Raw genomic sequence first — 24692 nt, 5'->3', positions numbered from 1 at the left:
CCGCCGCTACGACGCCCGCCTCAGTCCAGCTCGACCATCTCGAAGTCATCCTTGGTCACGCCGCAGTCCGGGCAGGTCCAGGTTCCGGGGACATCGTCCCAGGACGTGCCCGGTGCGATGCCCTCCTCGGGCAGCCCGTCCGCTTCGTGGTACAGGAATCCGCAGACCACGCACATCCAGGTGCGGAACCGGGGGGTGTCGCTCATCGGATGTTCCCCTTCAAAATGACGTCCTTCTATGCACTTCCCGGCCATTGTCCCATCGTGGCCACGCAACCGGTAGCCATCCATGTCCCAAGTACCTGCCACGCCTCGCGGCGTGTACCTGATCACGCCCGACGAAGCCGATACCGCGCGCCTGCTGGCCCGTGTCGAGCCCCTGCTCGCCGCCGGCACCACGTGGCTGCAATACCGCAACAAGACTGCCACGGCGGCCCTGCGCCACGAGCAGGCGACCGCGCTGCAGGCGCTGTGCGGACGTCACGGCGTGCCGCTGCTGATCAACGACGACGCAGCGCTGGCGCATGCGGTCGGCGCGGCCGGCGTGCATATCGGTGAAGACGACGGCGGCGTGGCGGCGGCACGCGCGCTGCTGGGGCCGGCGGCGCTGATCGGTGCGTCCTGTTACGACGAACAGATGCTGGCGCAGCAGGCGGTCGCCGCGGGCGCCAGCTACGTGGCCTTCGGTGCCTTCTTCCCCAGCCGCAGCAAGGCGACCAGCCGCCGCGCCACCCCGGAGCTGCTGCGGCAAAGCGCCGCACTGGGCGTGCCGCGGGTGGCGATCGGCGGGCTGACGCCGGACAATGTCGGTCCCGTCATCGCCGCCGGTGCAGACCTGGTGGCGGTGATCAGCAGCGTGTTCGAGGCCGCCGACCCGGTCTCCGCCCTGCATGCCTATCTCGCCTGCTTCAAGGATCCCGCATGAACCACGACCAGTCCCACGCCCTGTTCACCCGCGCCCAGGCGCTGCTGCCCGGTGGCGTCAATTCGCCGGTGCGCGCGTTCAAGTCGGTGGGCGGCGAGCCGTTCTTCGTCGAACGCGCCGACGGCGCCTACCTGTACGACGTGGATGGCAACCGTTACATCGACTACGTCGGTTCGTGGGGCCCGATGATCGTCGGCCACAACCACCCGGCGGTGCGCCAGGCCGTCAAGAAGGCCGCTGACAGTGGCCTGTCCTTCGGCGCGCCGTGCGCGGCGGAAGTCACCATGGCGCAGACGCTGACCCGGCTGGTGCCCTCCTGCGAGATGGTGCGGATGGTCAACTCCGGTACCGAAGCCACGCTGTCGGCGATCCGCCTGGCGCGCGGTGCCACCGGCCGCAGCCGCATCGTCAAGTTCGAAGGCTGCTACCACGGCCATGGCGACTCGTTCCTGGTCAAGGCCGGCAGCGGCATGCTGACCCTCGGCGTGCCGACCTCACCGGGCGTGCCGGCCGGCCTGAGCGAGCTGACCCTGACCCTGCCCTACAACGATTTCGATGCCGCCACCGCGCTGTTCGAAGCCCAGGGCGAGCAGATCGCCGGCTTGATCATCGAACCGGTGGTCGGCAATGCCAACTGCATCCCGCCGCGCGAGGGCTACCTGCAGCACCTGCGCGAGCTGTGCACGCGCTTCGGCACCGTGCTGATCTTCGATGAAGTAATGACCGGGTTCCGGGTTGCGCTGGGCGGCGCACAGGCGCACTACGGCATCACCCCGGACCTGACCACCTTCGGCAAGATCATCGGCGGCGGCATGCCGGTGGGCGCTTACGGCGGCAAGCGCGAGCTGATGCAGCAGATCTCACCGGCCGGCCCGATCTACCAGGCCGGCACGCTGAGCGGCAATCCGGTGGCGATGGCCGCGGGCCTTGCGATGCTGGAGCTGGTGCAGCAGCCGGGCTTCCACGCGCAGTTGTCGGCGCGCGCTGCGCGCCTGTGCGCGGGCCTGGAACAGGCCGCCGCCGAGGCCGGCGTGAGCGTGACCACCACCCAGGTGGGCGGCATGTTCGGCCTGTTCTTCACCGACCAGAAGGTAGAGACCTATGCCCAGGCCACTGCCTGTGACATCCCCGCCTTCAACCGTTTCTTCCACGCGATGCTGGAACAGGGCGTGTTCCTGGCTCCGTCCGCCTACGAGGCGGGCTTCCTGTCCAGCGCACACGACGATGCGGTGATCGAGGCCACCCTCGCCGCCGCCCGCATCGCCTTCAAGGCCTAACCGAACACCAGCCTGCCTTTCATCATCGCGAAGTGGCCGGGGAACGAGCAGAAGAAGGTGTAGTCGCCGCCTTTCTGCAGGGCGCGGGTGGAGAACCGGACGCTGGTACTCTGCCCGCCGCCGATCACCTTGGTATGCGCCAGCACGCGCGGATCGCCCTTGGGCAGGTAGCTGTCGGCGAGCGTGCCGCGCATGCCGGCCATTGCCACCGGCTGATAATCGGCGGTGCGCGTCAGCACCCAGTTGTGGCCCATCGCGGTGGCCGCCATGCGGCCGGTGTGGCGCAGTGTCAGGGCCACTTCGGTGCAGTCGGCGGCGAGCGTGATCTCACGCGCACTGAAGGTCATCTGGTCGGTGCTGTCGATGTTCACCGCGCAGACGCGCGCCATCGCCGACGGGGCCAACAGCACCGCGCCCAGCCCTGCCCCCCATGCCCATTGCTTCATCATTGGCTGCTCCTGGTTGCTGGTGCGCTCCATTGTAGGAAGGAAGGGCAGCGCGGGGGGGGGCGCCCCCCCCCCCCCCGCCGGCATATCGGGCATGCTCCGGTCATGAAACCGAGCATCGAGTTGCTGCTGCTGGACGTGGACGGCGTGCTGCTGGATTACCAGCGCAGCGTGCGTGTGCGGCATCTTGCCCGCAGCCTGTGCGTGGACAGCGCGCAGGTGCAGCAGGTGCTGTCCGGAACTGGCCTGGAAACGCGCTACGACAGTGGTGCGATCAGTACCGCGGCTTACCTGCATGCGTTGAGCGAGGCCTTGCAGGCCGAGGTCAGCGAGGCGCTGTGGATCCAGGCACGGCTGGCGGCATCGCGGCCGCGCGCCGAGGTGGTGCAGCGGATCCTGGCCCTTTCCGAATCCGTGCGCATCGGTGTGCTGACCAACAACGGGCCGTTGATGGCCGAGGTGCTTCGCGCCCTGCTGCCGACGCTGTGCCACCGCGTGGGCGAGGGCCTGCTGTGCAGCGGCGCGCTGGGTGGCCGCAAACCTGATCAGGCGCTGTACCAACGCGCGCTGCAGCGACTGCAGGCCGCGCCGTCGCGCACGCTGTTCATCGATGACCTGTTCACCAACGTGCGCGGTGCGCGGCTGGCGGGCCTGCAGGCCGAAACCGTGCGCGATGGGCGCAGCGTGGGCCGCGTGCTGAAGCGCCACGGCCTGCAATGACGGCCGGAGGCCGTCATTGCGTCCGCAGCGCTCAGCGTGCGGCGATATAGCTGGCCACGGCTGCGCGCAGGCGCTTGAGGCCTTCGGCGATTTCCTCGTCGCTGATGTTCAGCGAAGGCACGAAACGCAGCACGTCCGGACCGGCCTGCAGGGTCAGCAGGCCGTGTTCGGCCGCGTGATCCAGGATCACGCCAGCCTGGCCCAGGTGGTCCTTGGACAGCACCGCACCGAGCATCAGCCCGCGTCCACGCACCTGCCCGAACACGCCGAACTCGGCATTGATGCGCTCCAAGCCATCGCGCAGCGCGCGTGACTGGCGCTCGACGTTGGCGGCGATTTCATCGGAAGCCAGCTTGCGCAACGCCACCCGCGCCACCGCAGCGGCCAGCGGATTGCCGCCGAAGGTGGTGCCATGGGCGCCGAACTGCATGGTCTCGGCGACCTTCGGGCCGGCCAGCATCGCGCCGATCGGGAAGCCGCCGCCGAGCGCCTTGGCCAGGGTCACCATGTCCGGCACCACGCCATCCTGCCAGTGCGCGAACAGGGTACCGGTGCGGCCCATGCCGGCCTGGATCTCATCCAGCACCAGCAGCGCACCGTGCTGGTCGCACAGTTCACGCACGCGCTTGAGGAAGCCCGGCTTGGCCGGCATCACCCCGCCCTCGCCCTGCACCGGCTCCAGCATCACTGCGGCCACGTCACCGGCGGCCATCGCGGTTTCCAGCTGCACTTCATCGTTGAAATCCACGTAGCGGAAGCCCTGCGGCAGCGGCTCGTAGCCTTCCTGGTACTTCGGCTGGGCCGTGGCGGTCACTGCTGCCAGGGTGCGGCCGTGGAAGCTGCCGCGGAAGGTGACGATGACCCGCCGATCCGCCGGGCGCCCCTGCGATGAAGCCCACTTGCGCACCATCTTGATCGCCACTTCGTTGGCTTCGGCACCGGAGTTGCACAGGAACACGCGCTCGGCGAAACGGCTGGCCTTCACCAGTTCCTCGGCCAGGTGCAGCGGCGGGGCGCTGTAGAACACATTGCTGGTGTGCCACAGCTTTCCGGCCTGTTCCAGCAGCGCCGCCGTCAGGTCCGGATCGTTGTGGCCCAGGCCGCACACGGCGATGCCCGCCGCCAGGTCGATGTACTCGCGGCCCTGCGAATCCCAGACGCGCGCGCCCTGCCCGCGCTCGAGCACGACCTGGCGCGGCTTGTACACCGGCAGGTAGTAGTGCGACAGGGAAATCAGGGGGTCGGTGGCGGCGGTCATGGCGGTCCGGCGAGCTTCGGAAAGCGCCCATTCTCGCCCCGCAGCCGGTGCGGCACAATGCGCCCATGCGCCCTTTCTCCGCTCCACAGCTCAATCCCGCCAGCGCCACCGGCTGGCGCCGGTACTGGTTCGACATCATCTACCGCCACGACACCCAGCCTTCGCGCAACTTCGACCTGCTGCTGGTGCTGGCGATCATCGCCAGCGTCATCGTGGTGATGGTCGACAGCGTGCAGCACCTGCACCTGCGCTGGGCCGCAGGCCTGTACGTGCTGGAATGGGCGTTCACGGCGATGTTCACGCTGGAATACGTGCTGCGGTTGGCGGTGGTGAAGCGCCCGCTGCGCTACGCGGTCAGCATCTGGGGAATCATCGACCTGCTGTCGATCCTGCCGACCTACCTGTCCCTGTTCATCCCCGGCGCGCAGAGCCTGCTGGTGGTGCGTGCGCTGCGCATCCTGCGGGTGTTCCGCATCCTCAAGCTGACCCGTTACATCGAAGAAAGCGGCGTGCTGATGCTGGCGCTGTGGCGCAGCCGGCGCAAAGTCCTGGTGTTCCTGTTCACGGTCATCACCATCACCATCATCGCCGGTGCGCTGATGTACCTGATCGAAGGGCCGCACAACGGCTTCACCAGCATCCCCAGCAGCATGTACTGGGCGGTGGTGACCATGGCCACGGTCGGCTTCGGCGACATCGTGCCGCAGACCATGCTCGGCCGCTTCGTCACCTCCGTCCTGATCCTGATCGGCTACAGCATCATCGCGGTGCCGACCGGCATCTACACCGCCGAACTGGCCAGCACGATGCGCGAGGCCGAGCACAACGAGAAACGCGATGGACGTGGCTGCCTGCGCTGCGGGCTGGAAGGCCACGCGCCCGACGCACGCTATTGCCGGCAGTGCGCCGAGCCCCTGCCGGACCTGTTCAACCAGGTGTAACGGGCGGGCGGCGCAGGCGCGCCCCCCCACCCTGCCGACCTCAACGTGCCATGCGGTTGCTCATGTCGACCAGGTCGTTGTAGCTGGCCAGCAGCGCCGGCGCGGTGCCGGACGGCGGCATGCCACCGCTCTCCAGCAGGATCTGGTCACTGCGGCTCAACGGCTGGTTGGCCTGCAGGCGTTCGATGCGGCGCCCGCCCTCGCTGGCCAGCTTATCGGCCGAACGCTCCATGTGGCCCCACATCGGATCGCCCTGGCCGACCTTCGCCTTGGCCGCTTCTTCCAGCACGGCCTGGTAGCGCGCCAGTTGTGCACGGCCGGCGGCGAGGTCCGGCGCGTCGCCGTCCAGCACCTTCACCAGCTGCTTGCCCTCGCCGATGATGCTCAGGTGGTAGAACGCCGCACTGCGTCCCTCTTCCTTCTCGATCGCCGCGATCTGCTCCTTGCGGCGCTGGTCTTCGTTCGCTTCCAGCGCCGCATCCATCGCATCACCGGCTTCGAAGAACGCCGAATAGGCCTGCATCAGCGGCGCATGCCGCTGGCGCATGCCCTCACCGCCATCGCGCTTGTAGTCTTCGCGATCGTAATAACGCACGGCATCGCCGATCTTCTCGTTGAGCGCGGTGAAGGTTTCCTGGTAACGGCGCGCGGCCGGATCCAGCGCCGCGTTGGCCGGCTGCTGTGCCAGGGCGGCGGTCAGCGGCGCGCCGCAGAACTCGACGCGGTGGGACAGCACCGTGCCCGGTGCGCGTACGGTTTCTTCCTTGCCGGTGGGGCCGGCCGCCGGATCGGCGATCCACGAAACATAGCGCTGGAAGCTTTCCTGGATCGGCTGCTGCACGCCGTTGAAGCAGGCGATGTAGGCGTTGATCTTGTCGGCGCCCTCATTCGCGGCAGGCGTCGATGCGCCCTTCTGGCAGGCGGCCAGGCACAGCGCAACGGAGGCCGCGAGCAAGGCCGTACGGAAGGTCGGATTCATGGGGTACTTCCCTGTTGGAAACGATTACAGCCGCGCACCATAGCAGACGCCGCCGTCAACGCGCCGTTGAATCAATCCAGGAAAAGATCCGGCAGCAGTCGATGCGCGGGATCCACCGCGTAACCGGAAAGATCGGTCACGCCGGCCGCGGCGAGCACCTCGTCATCGAGCAGGAACTGGCCGTGGAAGCCGGCCGCTTCGCGCACCAGCACCGCGTGCGCGGCATCGGCCACGATCTGCGGCGTGCGGCATCCCTGCACGTCCACGCCCGGGATCATGTTGATCGCATCGGTGGCGATCACCGTGCGTGGCCACAGCGCATTGACAGCCACCCCGCGTGGGCCGAACTCCGCCGCCAGCCCCAGCGTGACCAGGCTCATGCCCATCTTGGCCAACGTATAGCCGGTATGCGGCCCCCACCACTTCGGGTCCAGGCTGGGCGGCGGCGCCAGGCTCAGGATGTGCGGGTTGGGCGCCTGCAGCAGGTACGGCAGGCAGGCCTGCGCGCACAGGAAACTGCCACGCGCGTTGACCTGCTGCATCAGGTCGAAGCGCTTCATCGGCGTCTCCAGGGTGCCGCGCAGCCAGATCGCACTGGCATTGTTGACCAGGATGTCGATGCCGCCGAAGGTGTCCACGGCCGCGGCAACCGCCGCCTGCACCTGGTCTTCCTCGCGGATGTCGCACTTCAGCGCCAGCGCCTGCCCGCCAGCGGCGGTGACCGCTTCGGCGGCACTGTGGATGGTGCCGGGCAGTTTCGGGTTGGCCACCGAGGATTTGGCCGCGATGGCCACGTTGGCGCCATCGCGCGCCGCACGCAGGGCGATCGCCAGCCCGATCCCGCGCGATGCGCCGGTGATGAATAGAGTCTTGCCCTGCAGGTTGGACACCACGTTTCTCCTGGTCACCGGCCAACGCCGACGCTGCATTATGCGCGCGCCCACCTCGCGCGGCGGCAGCGCGGCCTCAGGGCTTGGGCCCCTGTCCCTCGTTGTCCTCCCAGTGCAGGATGCGCCGGGTGACGAAACGATAGACCGGCTTGCCGGTGGCGAACCACAGCTCACGCACCCACGAGGTGCGCTTGAGCACGCGCATTTCCACCGGCGTCAGCGATGCGCGGCAGTACATCCGTTTGTGCTTGAGCAGATGGCGCAGGTCTTCGCGCGCCAGCAGGCGCATCCAGCGCGAACGCGGGTTGCCGATCACCGCCAGCTGGAAATCGATCAACGCCGGATGCCCGGCTTCGGTCACCAGCCAGTTGGCTTCCTTGGCCAGGTCGTTGTGTGCCACCCCGCGCCGGTGCAGTTCCTGCAGCAGGCGGCGCGCATCATGGAACCAGGCCACGTCGCCGCGTGGCGGCCGCTGGTACATCGCATCGCCGGCCATGAAGCTGCGGTCCAGCCAGCGGCCGTCCCATGCCAGCAGCTTCGGCACCGCCTGCATGCCATCGATGTGCCGCAACGCGCGCGCTTCGCGTCGCGCCAGCCACCAGGCAGGCACCCGCAACCACCACGGCGTAGCACCCAGGTCGCGACGCAGGAAATGGCCGTCGGCCTGCTGCACCAGCAGGATGCGGCCGAAACTGTCTGACTTGAGCGCGTGCTGCGCGAGCGTGCGGTTATCTGCCATGGCCCATTCTAGGCGATCCCTCCAGAGGAGCCACGTGTCTCGATCAGCCTGCATCAAGCAGGCAACCAGTCACCTGCACGCCTTTATAATCCGGCGATGGACTCTTCATGGATCGACGCCACCCTCGCCTGGATTGCCGCCAATCCGGTGCTTGCCGGTGCAGCCATCTTCCTCATCGCCTTCTGCGATGCGGTCATCATCCTGGGCGCCATCGTGCCTGCCCTGCCGTTGTTGTTCGCGGTGGGCGTGTTCATCGGCCTGGGGCAGATATCCGGCCCGTATGCGGTGGCCTGTGCGGCGCTGGGCGCGTTCGCCGGCGATGGCATCAGTTACTGGATCGGCCGCCGCTGGGGCGACCGACTGCGCGGCGTGTTCCCTTTCAGCCGCTATCCACAGCTGCTGGACCGCGGCGAAACGATGTTCCGCCGCAATGCCTTCAAGAGCATCCTGGTGGCCCGTTACGTGGGCGCCATCCGGCCGTTCGTGCCGGCCATCGCCGGCATGATGAAGATGCAGGCCAGCCGCTACATGCGGGCCAGCGCCATCGCCAGCGTGTCCTGGGCGGTGTTGTTCCTGTTGCCGGGCTGGGTGCTGGGCGGGGCGTATGACGCCGTCGCGGCGGTCGCCGGGCGGCTGGTGGTGGTGGTTGGCCTGCTCGGCGTGATCCTCGGGCTGGTGTGGGCCATCGTGCTGTATGGCTATCGCTGGTCGGCCGCACGCATGGATACCTGGCTGGCGCGGCTGCTGGACTGGTCGCAGCGCCACCCCACGCTGGGGCGTTACTCGGTGTCGGTATTCGATCCGCAGCGGCGCGAATCGGTGCCGCTGGCGATGCTGGCGCTGATGCTGCTGGTGCTCGGCTGGTGCTGGTTCGCACTGCTGATGGTGGTGGTGGCGCACGGCGAGCCGCTCAGCATCGACCTGGCCGTGCACCAGGCCATGCTCGCGCTGCGCAACCCGCTGGCTGATCATCCGATGGCCGCGCTGGCCTCGCTGGGCGCCTGGCAGGTGCTGCTGCCGGCCACCGCGGTCGGCATGGGGTACCTGCTCTGGCGTCGGCGCTGGATGGCCGCCGCACATTGGCTGGCGGCACTGGCCTTCGGCCTGGCACTGACGATGCTGCTGGGCGCCACCGTGGACGTGGTGCGCCCGCCGGATGCCAGCAGCGGCTTCGGCTTCCCGTCGGTCTCGGTAACCATGGCGACGATCACCTTCGGTTTCTTCGCCGTGCTGATCGCCCGGGAGCTGCCTGGCCGGACCCGCGTGTGGCCCTACCTGGTGTCCGGTTTCGTGGTCAGCCTGATCGGTTTTTCGCGCATCTACCTCGGCGCGCACTGGCTGAGCGATGTGATCGGCGGCATGCTGTTCGGGCTGTTCTGGCTGCTGGTGCTGGGCATCGCCTACCGTCGCCGCTTCAACCGTTCGTTCTGGGTCAAGCCGGTCGCCTGGCTGTTCTACGGCACGTTCGTGCTGGCGGCGGTGTGGTACGCACCGCGCAACATCCCGGTCAAGCTGGAACGCTTCGAACCGCACCAGGCCGCCCCGGCGCCGCTGCAGGCCGATCGCTGGTGGCAGCACGACTGGCAGACCATGCCGGCGCGTCGCAACGAATTCGACGATGACCAGCGCTGGCCGCTGGACGTGCAGGTGGCCGGCCCGCTGGCCCCGTTGCAGGCGCGGCTGGAATCACAAGGCTGGAGGATGCAGCCGCAGGCCGGATGGGAACAGGCCTTGTTGATGCTCGACCAGGACACCGGCCCGGAAGCGCTGCCGGTGCTGCCGGCCACGCTGGATACGCAGGTGGAAAGCCTGCTGATGGTGCGCGATGGCGAGCGGCCGGACGAGCGCCACGTGCTGCGCCTGTGGCCGGCGACCAAGGTGCTGCAGCCCGGCGACGTGCCACTGTGGCTGGGCAGTGCGCAGACGCTGCGTTTCACCCGCCACTTCGAGTGGATCGGCATGTGGCACCCGCTGCGCGGGATCGACCCGGCGATGGCGGCGGTCAAGGCATCGGTGGACGGCCTGCCGATGCAGGAAGGCGTGCATCCGGGATCGGGCCTGCCGGTGCTGCGCCTGCGCACCGAATAACGCCTCGGCCGTTACGGGATCCAGCCCAGCAACAGGTCCAGGCGGGCGTGGACATCGTCGAGCTGCAGCAACTGCAGCCGCTGGGATTCTTCCAGCGGCAGCAGCTGCGCCAGCTGCCAGCCTACCCAGGATGCCTGGTCGAGCAGCGCCGGCGTGGCCGGTGCATAGTCCTCACCGGCCTGTTCGATGATGTGCTGCAGCAGGGTCGAAAGCAGCGCGTGCTGCGGCCGGAGTTCGTCGTCGGTATCCGGCGCGCACCAGCGCACCTCGCCCACCACCAGCCCGTTGTCGCGCACGCGGGTCTGCTCCACGTGGAAGCGCCGCGCCCCGCGCAGCCGCAGCTGCAGCACGCCATCGCTGCCCATGTCGAAATCATCCACCCGGGCTTCCACGCCGAAGGCTGCGGGCACCGCAGGCGCGCCCACTTCATCGCCCTGCAGGATCAGGCACAGCCCGAATCCGCCGCCGTCGCGGCTCGAATCACGCAGCATGTCCAGGTAGCGCCGCTCGAACACGCGCAGGCCGATGCTCGCACCCGGCAACAGCACCGCGTGCAACGGAAACAACGGCAGCGTCGCGACCACGCTCATGTCCCCTGCAGCTGCGCCAGGAAGCGGCGCGGCGCGGCATCGAAGCCGCCATTGGACATGAACACCACGTGGTCACCGGCTTTGGCGAGGGCGTCCAACCGGGCCAGCAACGCGTCGGTATCGGCCACCGCCAGCGCCTGGCCGCGCACCGCGTCCATCACCGCGGCGGCATCCCATTCCAGCCCGGGCCGGTGCAGGAACACCACCGCATCGGCCAACGCCAGCGAAGGCGCCAGGGCCTCGGCGTGTGCGCCCAGCCGCATCGAATTGCTGCGTGGCTCCATCGCCACCACGATGCGCGCATCGCCCACCTTGGCACGCAGGCCCTCCAGCGTGGTGGCGATGGCGGTGGGGTGATGGGCGAAGTCGTCGTACACGGTGATGCCGCCGGCCTGGCCGATCACTTCCAGTCGCCGTTTGACGCTGTGGAAGCGTGACAACGCCGGCAGCACGTCGGCCAGCACCACGCCTACTGCGTGTGCGGCGGCCAGCGCAGCCAAGCCATTGAGCACGTTGTGGCGGCCCAGCAACGCCCAGTGGACCTCGCCCACCCGCTGCCCGCGATGATGCACGACGAACGCGCTGCCATCGGCGCGCAGCAGTTCAGCGTGCCATTCCAGCGTCGCATCGAAGCCGAAGCGCTCCACCGGGGTCCAGCAGCCCATCGCCAGCACCTCGGCCAGGCGCGGGTCCTCGCCGTTGACGATCAGCCGGCCGCGCGCCGGTACGGTGCGCACCAGATGATGGAACTGGCGCTGGATCGCCGCCACGTCCGGGAAGATGTCCGCGTGGTCGTATTCGAGGTTGTTGAGGATCGCCACCAGCGGCCGGTAGTGCACGAATTTGCTGCGCTTGTCGAAGAAGGCGGTGTCGTACTCGTCGGCCTCGACCACGAACTCGCGGCCCTGCCCCACCCGTGCGGACACGCCGAAATCCTCGGCGACCCCGCCGATCAGGAAGCCGGGCGCGCGCCCTGCGCTTTCCAGCAGCCAGGCCAGGATGGTGGTGGTGGTGGTCTTGCCATGCGTGCCGGCCACGGCCAGTGTGTCGCGACCTGGCAGCACCTGCTCGCTGAGCCATTGTGCACCGGAAACATAGCGCTGGCCGGCGTCGAGCACCGCCTCGACGGCGGGATTGCCGCGCGAAAGGGCATTGCCGATGACCACCTCGGCAGTGTCCGGCGGGACGCTGTCGGCACGATACCCCTGGTCCAGCTGGATCCCCAGCGTTTCCAACTGGGTCGACATCGGCGGGTAGATCGCCTGGTCGCTGCCGCTGACCCCATGTCCCAGCTCACGCGCCAGTGCGGCCACGCCGCCCATGAAGGTGCCGGCGATTCCAAGAATATGTACGTTGCTCATGACCCGCATTGTTACCGATCGACCCGGTAGTGGGCCATCCTGACAAGCAGAACGTCAGATAAGTCCGACAGACAGCTCAGACAAAGCCAAAGACTTGTCAGGGAATTCCTGATAGCGGCTGCCTATCAACATAGACACAATTCACAGTGCCAGCCGCAGTTCCCAACCGGTCCTACTCCCCAAGAGGCCATCCCCATGGGAGCTCACGCTGCGGGGCCCTGAGCAAGCCCACCGCTGGCTTTAAAACGACACAGGCCTGGTCCGAAGGGACCAGGCCTGTGTTTTTTCAGGCGCGAACCGCAGGCCTCGACGGCCTCATCCGGCCTTCGGCAGCACGCCGTGGATGCGCGCTTCGACTTCTTCCAGCTCGCCGATGCCATCCAGGCGCGCCAGGGTGCCCCGTTCGGCATAGAAATCCACCACCGGCGCAGTCTGCTCGGTGTAGACCTGCAGGCGATGGCGGACCGAATCCGGATTGTCATCCGCACGGCCCTGCTCCTTCGCACGGCCGGCCAGGCGCTCGATCAGCTGGTCGGCATCCACGTCCAGCTGCACCACCGCATCCAGCGGCTGGCCGATGTCGGCGAGCACGCCGTCCAGTGCCTTGGCCTGGGCCACGTTGCGCGGATAGCCATCCAGGATGAAGCCCTTGGCCACGTCGTCCTGCGACAGGCGCGAACGCAGCATGCCGAGCAGGATCTCGTCGGATACCAGGTTGCCGGCATCCATCACCGCCTTGGCCTGCTTGCCCAACTCGGAGCCAGCGGCCACTTCGGCGCGCAGCAGGTCGCCGGTGGAAATGTGGGCGATGCCGAGCTTTTCCTTCAGGCGGGTTGCCTGCGTACCCTTGCCCGAACCGGGCGGCCCCAACAGAACCAATCGCATCTAGCTGACTCCAACGTGTTTAAATTCATGAACGCACGGCGTCCGGACGGACCGGTATCGCTGCACCGCAATACCCGCACTTTACCGCATCCGGGTAATGTCCCTGCAATGTCCCTGTCCCGACACGAGGTTCCGATGCGCCCAGGCACCCTGCTCTACGCACAGTCAGGTGGCGTCACCGCCGTCATCAATGCCACTGCTTCGGCGGTGATCCAGGAAGCCCGCGCCCGCGGTGTCAAGGTGCTTGCCGCACGCAGTGGCATCCTCGGCGCGCTGCGCGAAGACCTTATCGATACCTCGCGCGAACCGATCAGTGCCATCCGGGCGCTGGCCCACACGCCCGGCGGCGCGTTCGGGTCCTGCCGTTACAAGCTCAAATCCCTGAAACAGGATGCAGCCCGTTACGACCGGCTGCTGCAGGTGCTACAGGCCCATGGCGTGCGCTGGTTCCTGTACAACGGCGGCAATGATTCGGCCGACACCGCGCTGAAGGTGTCCGAACTGGCGCGCGAGCGGGGGGTCGAGCTGAGCTGCATCGGCGTGCCCAAGACCATCGACAACGACCTGGCCGTGACCGACACCTGCCCCGGCTTCGGCTCGGCGGCCAAGTACACCGCGGTATCGGTTCGCGAGGCGGCGCTGGACGTGGCCGCCATGGCCGAGACCTCCACCCGCGTGTTCATCTACGAAGCGATGGGCCGCCACGCCGGCTGGCTGGCAGCGGCAGGCGGATTGGCCGGTACGGGACCGGACGAGGCCCCGCAGGTGATCCTGCTGCCGGAACGCGCCTATGACGAAGCAGCCTTCCTGGCCAAGGTAAGCGCGGTGGTCGAACAGGTGGGCTACTGCGTGGTGGTGGCCTCCGAAGGCATTGCCACGGCCGATGGGACCTTCGTCGCCGATGCCGGCGGCAGCAAGGATTCCTTCGGCCACACCCAGCTCGGCGGCGTGGCCGCGCACCTGGCCGGCCGGGTCAAGGACCAGCTGGGCCTGAAGGTGCACTGGACCGTGCCTGACTACCTGCAGCGCTCGGCACGCCACATCGCCTCCAGGACCGACTGGGAACAGGCGCAGGCGGTGGGCAAGGCGGCGGTGCGGTTGGCGCTGGCCGGCCACAACGGAGTGATGCCGGTGATCGTGCGCAGCAGCGACAAGCCCTACCGCTGGAAGATCGAATCGGCGCCGCTGGCGAAGATCGCCAACCATGAGAAGAAGATGCCGGCCAGCTTCATCCGCAAGGACGGTTTCGGCATCACCGAAAAGGCCCGGGCCTACCTGCAGCCGCTGATCAAGGGCGAAGCCCCCCTGCCCTACGGGTCGGACGGGTTGCCGAAGTACGTCACACTGAAGAATGTCGCGGTCAAGAAAAAGCTGGAGCCGTTCGAAGCCTGAAGCGCCTACGGTGGCGCCGGACAGGGCCCGGCGCTACCCGCTTTATTGGCAGGCCTTGCCTTCCATCTGCAGCTGCGCGGCGAACATCGTCACCTTCGGGATCGTGCCGCTGCTGGCCTGCTTCTTGGCGTCTTCCAGATAGATGCGCGACTGGCCCTGGCCGTCGCGTTCGGTGGTCGGCGCCACCGGCAGCCGCCACACCCGCACCACCGCCTGCTGGGCCGGACACGCCGCCGACGGCACCCGGATCACGTCGTTGAGCTTCCAGCCCTTGGCCTGGCTCGGCTGCGCCTTGGCGTAATCGACGAAGCGCGCCCGCGGCTGGCACTGCTCGCTGGTGCGTACCGGTGCGAAGCGGTAGGGCTGCGCCGCATCACCGGTGAAGGTGCCTTCCAGCCGCGCGCAGGCTTCGGGAATCTGGCGCAGGGTATGCACCGCGCCGACCGCCTGGGCGGCGCCCACCGCACGCTGCAGCTCGGGTGTTTCCACCGCCAGCGCCGGCAGCGCCGGGGCCAGCAGGGCCATCATCAGTACGGGCAGGCGCATCGGTGTTCTCCACGACAGTAATGGCCGCACGGTCGCAGAGCCTGGCTTAACCGCACGCAAAGGCGCTGGCGCCTGCTGGCCCCGGACCGCATACTGCGGCCACCAGGGAATGCTGAACACCGCCATACGTCGGACGACCATCACGGTCAGTTACGGGTTGGTTACACGGCTGCAGCCCGTCGTCCCCCTCGTGGTGAAGTTCACCACCGCTGGATGTCTTTCATCCACATCGGGAGAGGTCATGCTGGAACGTCACGGGCTGTCATTGGCGCTGCTGTGCGCCGTCATCGCAATCCTGTTCGGAATCGTCTCGGCGCGCTGGATCCTGCGCCAACCCAGTGGCAACGCACGCATGGCCGAGATCGCCGGCGCGATCCAGGAAGGTGCCCGTGCGTACCTCAACCGCCAGTACCTGACCATCGGCATCGCCGGGGCGGTGCTGTTCGTGCTGGTCGGGATCTTCCTGAGCTGGTACACCGCGATCGGCTTCGCGATCGGCGCGGTATTGTCCGGTGCCGCCGGCTACATCGGCATGAACGTCTCGGTACGCGCCAACGTGCGCACCGCCGAAGCGGCGCGGCATGGCATCAGCGCGGCGATGGACGTGGCGTTCCGCGGCGGTGCGATCACCGGCATGCTGGTGGTCGGGCTGGGACTGCTGGGCGTGGCCGGCTACTACGCCATCCTGCTGCGGCTCGGCCTGGACGTGGCGCAGGCCCTGCATGCACTGGTCGGGCTGGCCTTCGGCTCCTCGCTGATCTCGATCTTCGCGCGCCTCGGCGGCGGCATCTTCACCAAGGGCGCGGACGTCGGCGCCGATCTGGTCGGCAAGGTGGAAGCCGGCATTCCCGAGGATGATCCGCGCAATCCCGCCGTCATCGCCGACAACGTCGGTGACAACGTCGGCGACTGCGCCGGCATGGCCGCCGACCTGTTCGAAACCTACGCGGTGACGGTGATCGCCACGATGCTGCTGGGCAGCCTGATGATCGCCGAAGCCGGACGCAACGCGGTGCTGTATCCGCTGGTGCTGGGCGGGGTGTCGATCATCGCCTCGATCATCGGCGCGCTGTTCGTCAAGGTGAAGCCGGGCGGATCGATCATGGGCGCGCTGTACAAGGGGGTGATCGTGTCCGGCGTGCTGGCGGCGATCGCTTTCTATCCAGTCACCACCGCATTGATGGATGACAACGTGTTCGGCCCCTACGCGCTGTACGGCTGCGCGCTGATCGGCCTGGTGCTGACCGGGCTGATCGTGTGGATCACCGAGTACTACACCGGCACCCAGTACAAGCCGGTGCAGCACGTGGCGCAGGCGTCCACCACCGGCCATGGCACCAACATCATCGCCGGGCTGGGGATCTCGATGAAGTCCACCGCGCTGCCGGTGATCGCAGTGTGCGTGGCGATCTGGGGCGCGCATGCGCTGGCCGGGTTGTACGGCATTGCCATCGCGGCCACCGCGATGTTGTCGATGGCCGGCATGATCGTCGCGCTGGATGCCTACGGCCCGATCACCGACAACGCCGGTGGCATCGCCGAAATGGCCGACCTGCCGCCGGAAATCCGCGCCATCACCGACCCGCTGGATGCCGTCGGCAACACCACCAAGGCGGTCACCAAGGGCTATGCGATCGGCTCGGCGGCACTGGCCGCGCTGGTGCTGTTCGCCGATTACACGCACAACCTGCAGGCGGCCAATCCGGGCATCGAGTTCCGCTTCGACCTGTCCGACCATGAGGTGATCATCGGCCTGCTGATCGGCGGGTTGATTCCCTACCTGTTCGGTGCGATGGCGATGGAAGCGGTAGGCCGCGCGGCAGGCGCGGTGGTGGAAGAAGTCCGCCGCCAGTTCCGCGAGATCCCGGGCATCATGGAAGGCACCGGCAAGCCGCAGTACGACCGCGCGGTGGACATGCTGACCCGCTCTGCGATCCGCGAAATGATCGTCCCGTCCCTGCTGCCGGTCGCCGTGCCGGTGGTGGTCGGCCTGCTGCTGGGACCGCGCGCGCTCGGCGGGTTGTTGATCGGCACCATCGTCACCGGCCTGTTCGTGGCCATCTCGATGACCACCGGCGGAGGCGCGTGGGACAACGCCAAGAAGTACATCGAGGATGGCAATTTCGGCGGCAAGGGCAGCGAAGCGCACAAGGCCGCGGTGACCGGCGACACCGTGGGCGACCCTTACAAGGACACTGCAGGACCGGCGATCAATCCGCTGATCAAGATCATCAACATCGTGGCACTGCTGCTGGTGCCGCTGCTCTGACAGCGGCGGGCGCGATGGGATGGGCACATCCATCACATCGCGCCCGCGCAGGGTCCCGGCATAATGGCGATGACCTTTCCCAGCAGATGCAGCGATACGATGATCACCACCGAACCGAACATGACCAACCTGTTCCTGCAGCTCGGCCTGGACGCCGGTGAAGCGGACATCGCCGCCTTCATCCTGCAGCACCAGCTGCCCGCGGAGGTCAAGGTCACCACGGCCTGGTTCTGGAGCGAAGGGCAGCGTCATTTCCTGGCCGAGTCGCTGAAGTCGGACAACGACTGGGCGATCGTGGTGGATGAGTTGAACGAAGCACTGCACAGCGACGCCACCGTGCAGGCGAATCCGGCCTGACCCGCAGCCGTTAGAGGCAGTCGGTCAATGCATCGTAACTGCTGACGTCCGTGCCGGGCAGCGGCGTATCCAGTGCGTCCGGCCCGCGCAGGCGCTCCAGCAGGGCCGCCAGCGATGTACCCGGCACCACCGGCAGGCGGCAGGCCCAGGTCCGCGCATCCACCGAAGGCGTCGGATCAAAGGGGCCTACCGAGGCATGGCTGCCGGCGAAGCTCCACAGACATCCGGCGACCGTGCCACCATCGCGGGAGACCGCGCAGCGCAGCTGCAGGGCGCGCAGGTTGCCGTAGTCGCCTTCGCAGAAGGTGTCGCCGCAGATGTAATCGAAGCCGCGCACCAGCGCGCGTTCCATCACCGCGAAGGCCGCCTCGCCCGCGCCCGCGCTGGGGTAATCCCGGGCATCGACATGGCTGCCTGCGGCGAACGGTGCAGCCGCAAGCAGCAGCATTCCGGCGATGATCATGAGGCGGCCCCCTGCTTGGCCAGGCACCGCGCAACGCCCTGCCGCAGGCTTTCGGCCGCGCCGGGCAGCCGAGCCGCCAGCGGATCGTCCGCCTCCAGCGCTGCGTGGAAGGCGTCCACTGCAACGGCGTCGCCGACCGGCAGCACGCAACGCCAGACCACCACGTCGGGGTCGATGCTGCCTGCCGCGCGCACCTGCAGATCGCTGCCGGCGATGACCCAGATGCACGCCGCGACCGTGGCGTCGGCCACCCGGACCGAACAGCGCAGCTGCATGGGCCACAGGAATCGCCGGGGCAGGCAGGCCCCTTCGCCGCATGCCTTGTGGAAGGCGCCGGCCAGATGGTCCTCCAGGGCATAGAACCGGTCCCAGTTGGCCTCCGGGGCGGGATGGTCGACCAGATCGATGAAGGTCGCCGGCCCCGGTGATCGGGGCACCAGCGGCCCATCCGCAGCAACGGCGATGCCGGCGACCACCAGCAGGCTGCTGATCCCGCACGCCACGGGACGCCCGGAACGTACCTTCAAGTCATTGAAGAAGAACATGAATCACCCCTTCGGCAGGTGTATCCATCCTCCCCCCGCGCGGCCGGGCGCTCCATCAGAGAACCTCGTGGTGCCGGTCGCGGGCATGCCGCAGCACGCTGCCGGGCAAACGCATAAAATGGTCTTCTTTTTTTCGCCCCACAACCGGAGTACACCCATGGGTCTGGAACTCGTCTCCCCCGGCAAGAACCCGCCGGAAGAAATCAACGTCATCATCGAGATCCCGAAGGATTCCGAGCCGGTGAAGTACGAAGTGGACAAGGACACCGGCGCGATCTTCGTCGACCGCATCCTCTCCACCCCGATGCGCTACCCCTGCAATTACGGCTACGTGCCGAGCACCCTGTGTGGCGATGGCGACCCGGCCGACGTGCTGGTGGTGCTGCCGCTGCCGCTGATCCCCGGTTCGGTGGTGCGCTGCCGCCCGGTGGGTGTGCTGAAGATGAGCGATGAAGCCGGCAGCGACGAGAAGATCCTGGCCGTGCCGATCTCCAAGGTGTTCAGCGGCTACGCCCACGTGGAAGACATCGCCCAGGTGTCCAGCCACTGGCTGGAGCGCATCGGCCACTTCTTCGAGCATTACAAGGACCTGGAAAAGGGCAAGTGGGTCAAGCTGGACGGCTGGGCCGGCGCTGCCGAAGCCAAGGCGATCCTGGTCGAAGCCCACCAGCGTTACCTCGACGGCAAGGCCTGAGCCTTCCGTCCGTCGCCCTGGCCTTCCCCGCCAGGGCGGTGCAGTTCGCGGTTTTCGGCCTTGTGGCACATCTCTCGTCACGCCGAATCGGTTAAATTGCGACACTTCACATCGACCATGGCCGTGCCATGGTCCGCAAGGGGAACGTGTCGTGCGCATTCTGTTTGTTGGGGACGAGGCCAGCCTGCCGGCTGAGCTGAGCGAATTCATTGCCGATCTTGGGGAAGAATGGCATACCACCACCGTTGTCGACGGCCATGCCGCGATGGCGGCCGTAGCGGCATCATCGCTGGATGCGGTGATCGTCAGCCCTTACCTGCCGGACATGGATGCCACCACGCTGCTGGGGCAGATCCGCACCCTGCGCCCGGAAACCATCCGCGTGGCGCTTATCGATGCCCAGCAGGGCAACCGCCCGCCGCCGGCGCGCTTGATCGGCATCGCCCACCGTTTCCTGCCGCTGCCGCTGGCGCCGGAGGTGCTGCTTGAGGCGCTGAGCAGCCTGGAAGAGCTGCGCGAACTGCTGGACAGCCCGCGCCTGCGCGATGCCATCGGCCGCATCGAGAAGCTGCCTTCCCCGCCGCATCTCTACATGAGCCTGACCCGCGCGCTGGAACGTGACGACGACGCCGACAGCAACGAGGTCGCCAAGCTGGTCGCGGCCGACCCGGCGATCGCCGCCAAGGTGCTGCAGCTGTCCAACTCGGCCTTCTTCAGCAGCGGCCGCACCATCTCCGACCTGCGTACGGCGGTGACCCGCCTGGGCCTGTCCACGCTGCGTGACCTGGTTCTGGCCAGCGAGGTATTTTCCGCCTCCACGCTGTCGGCGGCCGAGCGCAACGCGCTGCAGCAGCGTGCCCTGCTCGCCTCGCGGCTGGCTGCGCGCCTGTTGCCGGCGTCCAGCGCCGAACTGGGATCCACCGCTGCGCTGCTGGCCGACATCGGCCTGCTGCTGCCGGGGGTACGCAACGAACGCACTGAACCGGCCGCTGCAGGCAGCGACGATGGCCGTCCGGGACATGCCGAAGCGGGCGCTTATCTGCTCGGCCTGTGGGGCCTGCCCATGCCCATCGTGGAGGCGGTCGGCTTCCACCTGCAGCCGCAGCGCTCGAACACCCGCAGTTTCTGGGTGACCGGCGCGGTGCACGTGGCGCTGGCCCTGGTCAACGGCGAAGCGGTGGACGAAGACTACCTGCAGCGCGCCAACGTGCTGCACAAGCTGCCGGAATGGCGCGAGCACGCCAATGCATTGATGGGGTTGTCACCGGCGGACGCCTGATCGCCATCGCAGACGGCTGAGGCCCGCGTCGTGATACGGGTTGGCGGGGCGCTTCGACATGCCTACGGTGCTCGGCGAAGCGTGTCAGGGGCCATGACAGGCAGCCGCCGAGCATGGCTTGGCGCCAGCGCCTCCAGACCACGCACAAAGAAAAGGGGCGGACCTTGCGGTCCGCCCCTTTTCACTTACGCATCAGTGCTTGGATGGATCAGAAGCGCTGGGTGTACTTCATGTACAGGAAGCGACCCACATCGAAACCGCCGTAGTAGGCGAAGGCGCTGTTCGGAGCCGAGTACTGCAATGCGCCACGGTGGTCGAACACGTTGTTCGCGCCAACTGCGATGGTGGCGTCCCACGGTGCGGTGTAGCTGACCTGCAGATCGTGGAAGGTGTTCGAACCGGTCTTGCGGATCGGCGCTGCTTCACCATTCTGGTAACGATCCGGATCGGTGCAGCCGATGTCGATGCAGTCTTCGGCCATGCCCGAGTAGTAACGCGCGGTCCAGTTGACGCCGAAGTCACCCTTGGTCCAACCCACGGTGGCGTTGGAACGGACGCGGAACAGGCCCGTAGTACCGACCTGACCGATGGTGATGGTGTCACCTGCGCTGTTCTGGCCTTCTTCATCGTAGGAGGACAGGTAGCTGGTCTGCCAGTCGATGCTGAAGTTACCGATCGCCATTTCCGGCAGACGATACTTCACACCCAGGTCGTAGCCCTGCGTTTCCACCTTGCCCAGGTTGGCGGTGCCGTAGGTCAGCGCGGTGATGTTGCCGGCCGGTGCACGCACCACGCTGGCGCAGCGCGAGGAATCACCCAGCACGTAGCAGTCACGCAGGATGCGGTCGACGCTGTCGGCGATGATCATGTCGCTGATTTCGTACTTGTACCAATCCAGCGAGATGTCCAGGCCCTGCACCCAACGCGGGCTCCAGACCAGACCTGCGGTCGTGCTCTTGGAGGTTTCCGGGCTCAGGTTCGGGTTGGCACCGGAGATGAACTGGTCGTTGGTCGCGCACGGCAGGGTGGCGCAGGGCTGGTTGCCCTGACCCAGCTGCACGTAGTTGGCCGGCACGCCGGCGGCGGTGCAGGCGGCATTGCCGGCAACGCTGCCCGGGGCGCCCACGCCGCACGGATCGATGTAGCGTTCAAAGCTCGAGCTCAGGCCGCCGTACAGATCGCTGATGGTCGGAGCACGGAAGCCTTCCGCATAGGTACCACGGACCAGCAGTTCATCGAGCGGACGCCAGGTCACGCCGAACTTGCTGTTGAGGGTGTCACCGAAGTTGCTGTAGTCCGAGTAACGGGTCGCCATGTTCAGCGACAGTTCCTTGGCGAACGGCATATCCGACAGGATCGGCACGTTCAGCTCGAGGTAGGCCTCGTTCAGGTCGTACTCGCCGCGGGTGGGCTTCTGGCCCAGACCGGTCGACATGCCCGACTGTGCGAAGGCGTCCGGCACGTAGCTGCCTTCTTCCTTGCGGTGCTCCACGCCCACGGCAAAGCCGAGGTCACCGGCCGGCATGGTCACGATGGAACCGGCCAGATTGGCGGTGAAGCTGGTGGTCTTGGTCTCGCCACGGGTGGTGAAGGTCGGGAACAGGAATTCCTGCAGCGCCGGGTCAGCCAGCGAGCCCTGGCCTGCAACGCCGTTCGGCAGCAGCGGGTTCCACGGACGGCAGTCGCCCACGATCGGATCTGCAGCGGTGCCGCAGGTCGCGACGCCAGCGCTGTTGATGAACGACGGGCCCAGGGCCTGCTCGGTGGCGATCAGGCTGGCATCACCACGCTGGGTGACGATCGACTCGTTGCGGTTCCACAGCGCGCCGACGTCCCAGTCGAAGGTCTTGCCGGCGAAGTCGAAGAAGCCGCTGATGGTCGGCGCGAAGCGCGTGGTCTTCAGCTGGCTTTCGGTGGTGCGCGGCACTTCCCACAGGCGGCGGCGGAAGTCGATGTCCTGGCCGAGCGGGTTGAAGGCGCTGTCAGCCGACAGCGGGGTGCCGAAGGCCTGCGACTGGTACGGATAGCCGGCGATCTGCTGGAACGTGTTGCGCTCGTTGTACAGCAGGTCGCTGTTCAGGCTGATCGAGTCGGTGAAGTCGTAGGTGCCGTTGATATAGACGGACTTGCGCTCCACGCCGGTCAGCGCGGTCATCTGCTGGTTGGCGTTGGACCATTCGCCCTGGGTCAGCGGGTGGTAGTCAGCCGGGTTGTTCGGGTTGCCACCGGCATTCAGGGTCTGCCACACGGCCGACGCGCTTTCGCAATCGTAGACGGTGGGGTTGCACCAGCTGCCGTTCTGGCTCAGCGCGCTCCAGGTGGCCGGGGTCGAGTTCGGACCGCGGCTGCCGTCCTTGCTGTACCAACGGTCCTTGGCGAAGACCGGATCGGCCTTGTTGTATTCAGCCGACAGGGTCAGGCTGCCGCGCTCGCCGGTAGCACCCAGGGTCATCGAGTACTGTTCGGTGTTGCCGTCACCTTCGCCGTACTGGCCGAAGTAGGCGGTGGCTTCGCCACCTTCCACGTTCTTGCGGGTGATCACGTTGACCACGGCGGCGATCGCGTCGGAACCGTAGATGGCGGACGCGCCATCCTTCAGCACTTCGATGCGCTCGACGGCGCCCATCGGGATCTGGCTCAGATCCTGCAGGCCCGAGGTGGTCGCGCCCAAGCGCTTGCCGTTCATCAGCACCAGGGTGCGCTCAGCGCCCAGGTTGCGGATGTCGACATAGTAGCCGCCCACGTTCTCACCCGAAGCCAGCGACTCCGAACGGGAGATCGCCGGGGAACCGGCCGAGGTCAGGTTGTTCAGCACGTCGGCGACCGAAGAGAAGCCCTGCTTTTCCAGGCTCTCGCGGCTCAGCGTCAGGATCGGCTGCTGGGTTTCAACGTTGGCCGCGCGGATGCGCGAGCCGGTGACCGAGATGCGATCCAGGTCGGTGGTGCCTGCTGCGGCTTCCTGCGCCGAGGCGAAGCTCGGGCTCAGCGCCAGCGCAATGCCGGCCGGCAGCATGCCCAGCCGCACGGCGGGGGTACGGAAATTCATGTCTCTCTCCAAGGTACGTTAGTGGCGTGTTAAAACGCCATCAAACGTTACGATTGTGTTGCGATCCTTGGTTTGCGTGATGCAGCGAGAGACTTTGCCGAGTGTGGCGACAGCTTGGCGGCGCTTTCACGATAATGCGACGCAGACGTGCCGAAACGGGCGCGGAACGCCCTCGCGAAGCTGCAGCAGTTGTCAAAGCCACTGGCAGAAGCGACTTCGCCGATCATCATGTCGGTATCGCGCAGCAGGTCGGCGGCGCGTTCCAGCCGCAGCCGTGCCGACAGTGCCTGCGGGCTTTCTTCGTACAGGCTCTGGAAGGTCTTGGACAGGTACCAGCTGGAGAAGTTGGTCAGTTCGGCCAGTTCGCCGATGCGCACCACGCGGTGGCTGTTGCCTTCCAGATAGAGACGGGCGCGCTGCATGCGACCGAACACCTGGCGCTTGCGGCTGCGCGAGCGGCCCGGGCAACGCTGCACGGTACCGGCCATCGTGCGCTGCAGCGATGCAAGGTGCAGCAGCATCGGGCGCAGTGCCTGCGCCGGCAGGCCACTGTCCAGCGCATCGCGCCACAGGCGCAGGGCAACCCGCAGCTCGGCCTGCTTCATCAGGCCACGGCCGGCATACAGGCCGCAATCGGCAAGTTCCATCAGCATGCGCATCGCATCGGCATTCAGCGCCAGGCCGATGCACAGGCCACTGCGGCCGGCCTGGACCAGCGGACGCGATTCCTTCTCGAAGGCGATCCACTCGCCACGGCGCATCCGGAAGCGACCCTCCTTGGCCTCCACCCACGCACTGCCGCGGACCTGGATCCACACGGTGAAGCAGCTGCCGGCGGTCTGCAGGCTGCCCAGCCGGGCCACGCTCAGGCAGATCGGCGTCGCGTCATCGGGCGACTTGTCGAGGGAGATCGTTTGACCGCGATCGGCCAGGGAGAGCTGACGCATGGAGCACCACGTATTTACCAATACAGGGTGTCCGTTTTGCCAAATCAGGCGTCAGC

General features: G+C 67.3%; 24 protein-coding genes. 10 read left to right on the top strand and 14 right to left on the bottom strand.

The genetic code is table 11. The features are described 5' to 3' along the window. Positions 1–20: 20 nt before the first annotated feature. The gene (locus tag H9654_RS05935; protein ID WP_406833456.1) at positions 21–254 is read right to left on the bottom strand and encodes a rubredoxin; all 234 of its coding nucleotides are present in this window, start codon (positions 252–254) and stop codon (positions 21–23) included. Between the two features lie 34 nt (positions 255–288). Here H9654_RS05935 and thiE point away from each other — a divergent pair, with 34 nt between their 5' ends. Both thiE and hemL read left to right on the top strand, forming a co-directional pair. Beyond that, a complete protein-coding gene (gene thiE / locus H9654_RS05930; RefSeq protein WP_191769782.1) occupies positions 289–924 on the top strand; it encodes a thiamine phosphate synthase in 636 nt (211 codons plus the stop codon). Continuing rightward, entirely contained in the window at positions 921–2201 is a 1281-nt protein-coding gene (hemL, locus tag H9654_RS05925) for a glutamate-1-semialdehyde 2,1-aminomutase (protein WP_191769781.1), read from the top strand. The genes thiE and hemL overlap by 4 nt, the downstream gene beginning before the upstream one ends. On the opposite strand, the gene azu is transcribed toward hemL, so the two are convergent. Next, positions 2198–2647 (bottom strand): azurin, encoded by a 450-nt coding sequence (gene azu, locus H9654_RS05920; RefSeq protein WP_191769946.1) that lies wholly within the window; start codon positions 2645–2647, stop codon positions 2198–2200. The two genes, hemL and azu, sit on opposite strands and share 4 nt — an antisense overlap. A gap of 105 nt (positions 2648–2752) precedes the next feature. Here azu and H9654_RS05915 point away from each other — a divergent pair, with 105 nt between their 5' ends. Further along, positions 2753–3367, top strand: a complete 615-nt coding sequence (locus H9654_RS05915; protein WP_191769779.1) for an HAD-IA family hydrolase — start codon at positions 2753–2755, stop codon at positions 3365–3367. A gap of 31 nt (positions 3368–3398) precedes the next feature. Here H9654_RS05915 and H9654_RS05910 read toward each other — a convergent pair whose 3' ends face one another. Beyond that, positions 3399–4625, bottom strand: a complete 1227-nt coding sequence (locus H9654_RS05910; RefSeq protein WP_191769777.1) for an acetylornithine transaminase — start codon at positions 4623–4625, stop codon at positions 3399–3401. Positions 4626–4690: 65 nt separating this feature from the next. Here H9654_RS05910 and H9654_RS05905 point away from each other — a divergent pair, with 65 nt between their 5' ends. Then, positions 4691–5566, top strand: coding sequence for an ion transporter (locus H9654_RS05905; protein WP_191769775.1), 876 nt, complete (start codon positions 4691–4693; stop codon positions 5564–5566). Between the two features lie 40 nt (positions 5567–5606). Here the strand turns inward: H9654_RS05905 and H9654_RS05900 are convergent, their stop codons facing one another. The 3 genes from H9654_RS05900 to H9654_RS05890 all read right to left on the bottom strand — a co-directional run bounded on the left by H9654_RS05900 (position 5607) and on the right by H9654_RS05890 (position 8174). After that, complete coding sequence (locus tag H9654_RS05900; RefSeq protein ID WP_191769773.1) at positions 5607–6545, bottom strand: YiiG family protein; 939 nt, start codon at positions 6543–6545, stop codon at positions 5607–5609. A gap of 71 nt (positions 6546–6616) precedes the next feature. Beyond that, positions 6617–7474, bottom strand: a complete 858-nt coding sequence (locus tag H9654_RS05895) for an SDR family oxidoreductase (RefSeq protein ID WP_101098196.1) — start codon at positions 7472–7474, stop codon at positions 6617–6619. A 37-nt stretch (positions 7475–7511) separates the two neighbouring features. Beyond that, positions 7512–8174: a protein kinase family protein gene (locus tag H9654_RS05890; protein WP_191769771.1), complete on the bottom strand. Its 663-nt coding sequence runs from the start codon at positions 8172–8174 to the stop codon at positions 7512–7514. Between the two features lie 96 nt (positions 8175–8270). On the opposite strand from H9654_RS05890, the gene H9654_RS05885 reads away from it, so the two are divergent. Next, positions 8271–10262: a bifunctional DedA family/phosphatase PAP2 family protein gene (locus H9654_RS05885; RefSeq protein ID WP_191769769.1), complete on the top strand. Its 1992-nt coding sequence runs from the start codon at positions 8271–8273 to the stop codon at positions 10260–10262. Between the two features lie 11 nt (positions 10263–10273). Here the strand turns inward: H9654_RS05885 and H9654_RS05880 are convergent, their stop codons facing one another. From H9654_RS05880 to H9654_RS05870, 3 genes are all read right to left on the bottom strand, one after another. After that, the gene (locus H9654_RS05880) at positions 10274–10852 is read right to left on the bottom strand and encodes an LON peptidase substrate-binding domain-containing protein (protein ID WP_191769767.1); all 579 of its coding nucleotides are present in this window, start codon (positions 10850–10852) and stop codon (positions 10274–10276) included. After that, complete coding sequence (mpl, locus tag H9654_RS05875) at positions 10849–12213, bottom strand: UDP-N-acetylmuramate:L-alanyl-gamma-D-glutamyl-meso-diaminopimelate ligase (RefSeq protein ID WP_406833455.1); 1365 nt, start codon at positions 12211–12213, stop codon at positions 10849–10851. Before mpl ends, H9654_RS05880 begins: the two co-directional genes overlap by 4 nt. 315 nt (positions 12214–12528) lie before the next feature. After that, positions 12529–13098: an adenylate kinase gene (locus tag H9654_RS05870; protein ID WP_191769764.1), complete on the bottom strand. Its 570-nt coding sequence runs from the start codon at positions 13096–13098 to the stop codon at positions 12529–12531. A 135-nt stretch (positions 13099–13233) separates the two neighbouring features. On the opposite strand from H9654_RS05870, the gene H9654_RS05865 reads away from it, so the two are divergent. Then, on the top strand, positions 13234–14490 hold the full coding sequence (locus H9654_RS05865) for a 6-phosphofructokinase (RefSeq protein WP_191769762.1): 1257 nt from the start codon (positions 13234–13236) through the stop codon (positions 14488–14490). 42 nt (positions 14491–14532) lie between these two features. On the opposite strand, the gene H9654_RS05860 is transcribed toward H9654_RS05865, so the two are convergent. Continuing rightward, a complete protein-coding gene (locus H9654_RS05860) occupies positions 14533–15036 on the bottom strand; it encodes a hypothetical protein (RefSeq protein ID WP_191769760.1) in 504 nt (167 codons plus the stop codon). 241 nt (positions 15037–15277) lie between these two features. Between H9654_RS05860 and H9654_RS05855 the strand changes: the two genes are divergently transcribed. Then, the gene (locus H9654_RS05855; protein WP_191769758.1) at positions 15278–17305 is read left to right on the top strand and encodes a sodium-translocating pyrophosphatase; all 2028 of its coding nucleotides are present in this window, start codon (positions 15278–15280) and stop codon (positions 17303–17305) included. 99 nt (positions 17306–17404) lie between these two features. Beyond that, positions 17405–17662: a DUF2789 family protein gene (locus tag H9654_RS05850; protein ID WP_191769756.1), complete on the top strand. Its 258-nt coding sequence runs from the start codon at positions 17405–17407 to the stop codon at positions 17660–17662. Positions 17663–17672: 10 nt separating this feature from the next. Here H9654_RS05850 and H9654_RS05845 read toward each other — a convergent pair whose 3' ends face one another. Both H9654_RS05845 and H9654_RS05840 read right to left on the bottom strand, forming a co-directional pair. Continuing rightward, positions 17673–18125, bottom strand: coding sequence for a hypothetical protein (locus tag H9654_RS05845; protein WP_191769754.1), 453 nt, complete (start codon positions 18123–18125; stop codon positions 17673–17675). Further along, on the bottom strand, positions 18122–18670 hold the full coding sequence (locus H9654_RS05840) for a hypothetical protein (protein ID WP_191769752.1): 549 nt from the start codon (positions 18668–18670) through the stop codon (positions 18122–18124). The genes H9654_RS05845 and H9654_RS05840 overlap by 4 nt, the downstream gene beginning before the upstream one ends. A 157-nt stretch (positions 18671–18827) precedes the next feature. Here H9654_RS05840 and ppa point away from each other — a divergent pair, with 157 nt between their 5' ends. Beyond that, entirely contained in the window at positions 18828–19364 is a 537-nt protein-coding gene (ppa, locus tag H9654_RS05835) for an inorganic diphosphatase (RefSeq protein WP_042614993.1), read from the top strand. A 151-nt stretch (positions 19365–19515) separates the two neighbouring features. After that, on the top strand, positions 19516–20643 hold the full coding sequence (locus H9654_RS05830) for an HDOD domain-containing protein (protein WP_191769751.1): 1128 nt from the start codon (positions 19516–19518) through the stop codon (positions 20641–20643). A 208-nt stretch (positions 20644–20851) separates the two neighbouring features. On the opposite strand, the gene H9654_RS05825 is transcribed toward H9654_RS05830, so the two are convergent. Next, positions 20852–23689: a TonB-dependent receptor plug domain-containing protein gene (locus H9654_RS05825; protein ID WP_191769749.1), complete on the bottom strand. Its 2838-nt coding sequence runs from the start codon at positions 23687–23689 to the stop codon at positions 20852–20854. A 47-nt stretch (positions 23690–23736) separates the two neighbouring features. Next, complete coding sequence (locus H9654_RS05820) at positions 23737–24636, bottom strand: helix-turn-helix transcriptional regulator (RefSeq protein ID WP_057509181.1); 900 nt, start codon at positions 24634–24636, stop codon at positions 23737–23739. Between the last annotated feature and the right edge of the window lie 56 nt (positions 24637–24692).

This window comes from Stenotrophomonas lacuserhaii (assembly GCF_014836545.1).
In the GTDB taxonomy this organism is placed as follows: Bacteria; Pseudomonadota; Gammaproteobacteria; order Xanthomonadales; family Xanthomonadaceae; genus Stenotrophomonas; species Stenotrophomonas lacuserhaii.
This window is presented reverse-complemented; position numbering and strand designations above follow the sequence as displayed.

What these genes read in the sequence shown, in the direction of transcription:
- H9654_RS05885 (WP_191769769.1), top strand. Translation starts at nt 8,271, where the DNA reads ATGGACTCTTCATGGATCGACGCCACCCTCGCCTGGATTGCCGCCAAT.
- H9654_RS05910 (WP_191769777.1), bottom strand. Translation starts at nt 4,625, where the DNA reads ATGACCGCCGCCACCGACCCCCTGATTTCCCTGTCGCACTACTACCTG.
- H9654_RS05890 (WP_191769771.1), bottom strand. Translation starts at nt 8,174, where the DNA reads ATGGCAGATAACCGCACGCTCGCGCAGCACGCGCTCAAGTCAGACAGT.
- hemL (WP_191769781.1), top strand. Translation starts at nt 921, where the DNA reads ATGAACCACGACCAGTCCCACGCCCTGTTCACCCGCGCCCAGGCGCTG.
- H9654_RS05915 (WP_191769779.1), top strand. Translation starts at nt 2,753, where the DNA reads ATGAAACCGAGCATCGAGTTGCTGCTGCTGGACGTGGACGGCGTGCTG.
- H9654_RS05845 (WP_191769754.1), bottom strand. Translation starts at nt 18,125, where the DNA reads ATGATCATCGCCGGAATGCTGCTGCTTGCGGCTGCACCGTTCGCCGCA.
- mpl (WP_406833455.1), bottom strand. Translation starts at nt 12,213, where the DNA reads ATGAGCAACGTACATATTCTTGGAATCGCCGGCACCTTCATGGGCGGC.
- H9654_RS05900 (WP_191769773.1), bottom strand. Translation starts at nt 6,545, where the DNA reads ATGAATCCGACCTTCCGTACGGCCTTGCTCGCGGCCTCCGTTGCGCTG.
- H9654_RS05840 (WP_191769752.1), bottom strand. Translation starts at nt 18,670, where the DNA reads ATGTTCTTCTTCAATGACTTGAAGGTACGTTCCGGGCGTCCCGTGGCG.
- H9654_RS05855 (WP_191769758.1), top strand. Translation starts at nt 15,278, where the DNA reads ATGCTGGAACGTCACGGGCTGTCATTGGCGCTGCTGTGCGCCGTCATC.
- H9654_RS05905 (WP_191769775.1), top strand. Translation starts at nt 4,691, where the DNA reads ATGCGCCCTTTCTCCGCTCCACAGCTCAATCCCGCCAGCGCCACCGGC.
- H9654_RS05880 (WP_191769767.1), bottom strand. Translation starts at nt 10,852, where the DNA reads ATGAGCGTGGTCGCGACGCTGCCGTTGTTTCCGTTGCACGCGGTGCTG.
- H9654_RS05870 (WP_191769764.1), bottom strand. Translation starts at nt 13,098, where the DNA reads ATGCGATTGGTTCTGTTGGGGCCGCCCGGTTCGGGCAAGGGTACGCAG.
- H9654_RS05895 (WP_101098196.1), bottom strand. Translation starts at nt 7,474, where the DNA reads ATGCAGCGTCGGCGTTGGCCGGTGACCAGGAGAAACGTGGTGTCCAAC.
- H9654_RS05860 (WP_191769760.1), bottom strand. Translation starts at nt 15,036, where the DNA reads ATGCGCCTGCCCGTACTGATGATGGCCCTGCTGGCCCCGGCGCTGCCG.
- H9654_RS05820 (WP_057509181.1), bottom strand. Translation starts at nt 24,636, where the DNA reads ATGCGTCAGCTCTCCCTGGCCGATCGCGGTCAAACGATCTCCCTCGAC.
- H9654_RS05825 (WP_191769749.1), bottom strand. Translation starts at nt 23,689, where the DNA reads ATGAATTTCCGTACCCCCGCCGTGCGGCTGGGCATGCTGCCGGCCGGC.
- azu (WP_191769946.1), bottom strand. Translation starts at nt 2,647, where the DNA reads ATGAAGCAATGGGCATGGGGGGCAGGGCTGGGCGCGGTGCTGTTGGCC.
- thiE (WP_191769782.1), top strand. Translation starts at nt 289, where the DNA reads ATGTCCCAAGTACCTGCCACGCCTCGCGGCGTGTACCTGATCACGCCC.
- H9654_RS05865 (WP_191769762.1), top strand. Translation starts at nt 13,234, where the DNA reads ATGCGCCCAGGCACCCTGCTCTACGCACAGTCAGGTGGCGTCACCGCC.
- ppa (WP_042614993.1), top strand. Translation starts at nt 18,828, where the DNA reads ATGGGTCTGGAACTCGTCTCCCCCGGCAAGAACCCGCCGGAAGAAATC.
- H9654_RS05935 (WP_406833456.1), bottom strand. Translation starts at nt 254, where the DNA reads ATGGCCGGGAAGTGCATAGAAGGACGTCATTTTGAAGGGGAACATCCG.
- H9654_RS05850 (WP_191769756.1), top strand. Translation starts at nt 17,405, where the DNA reads ATGATCACCACCGAACCGAACATGACCAACCTGTTCCTGCAGCTCGGC.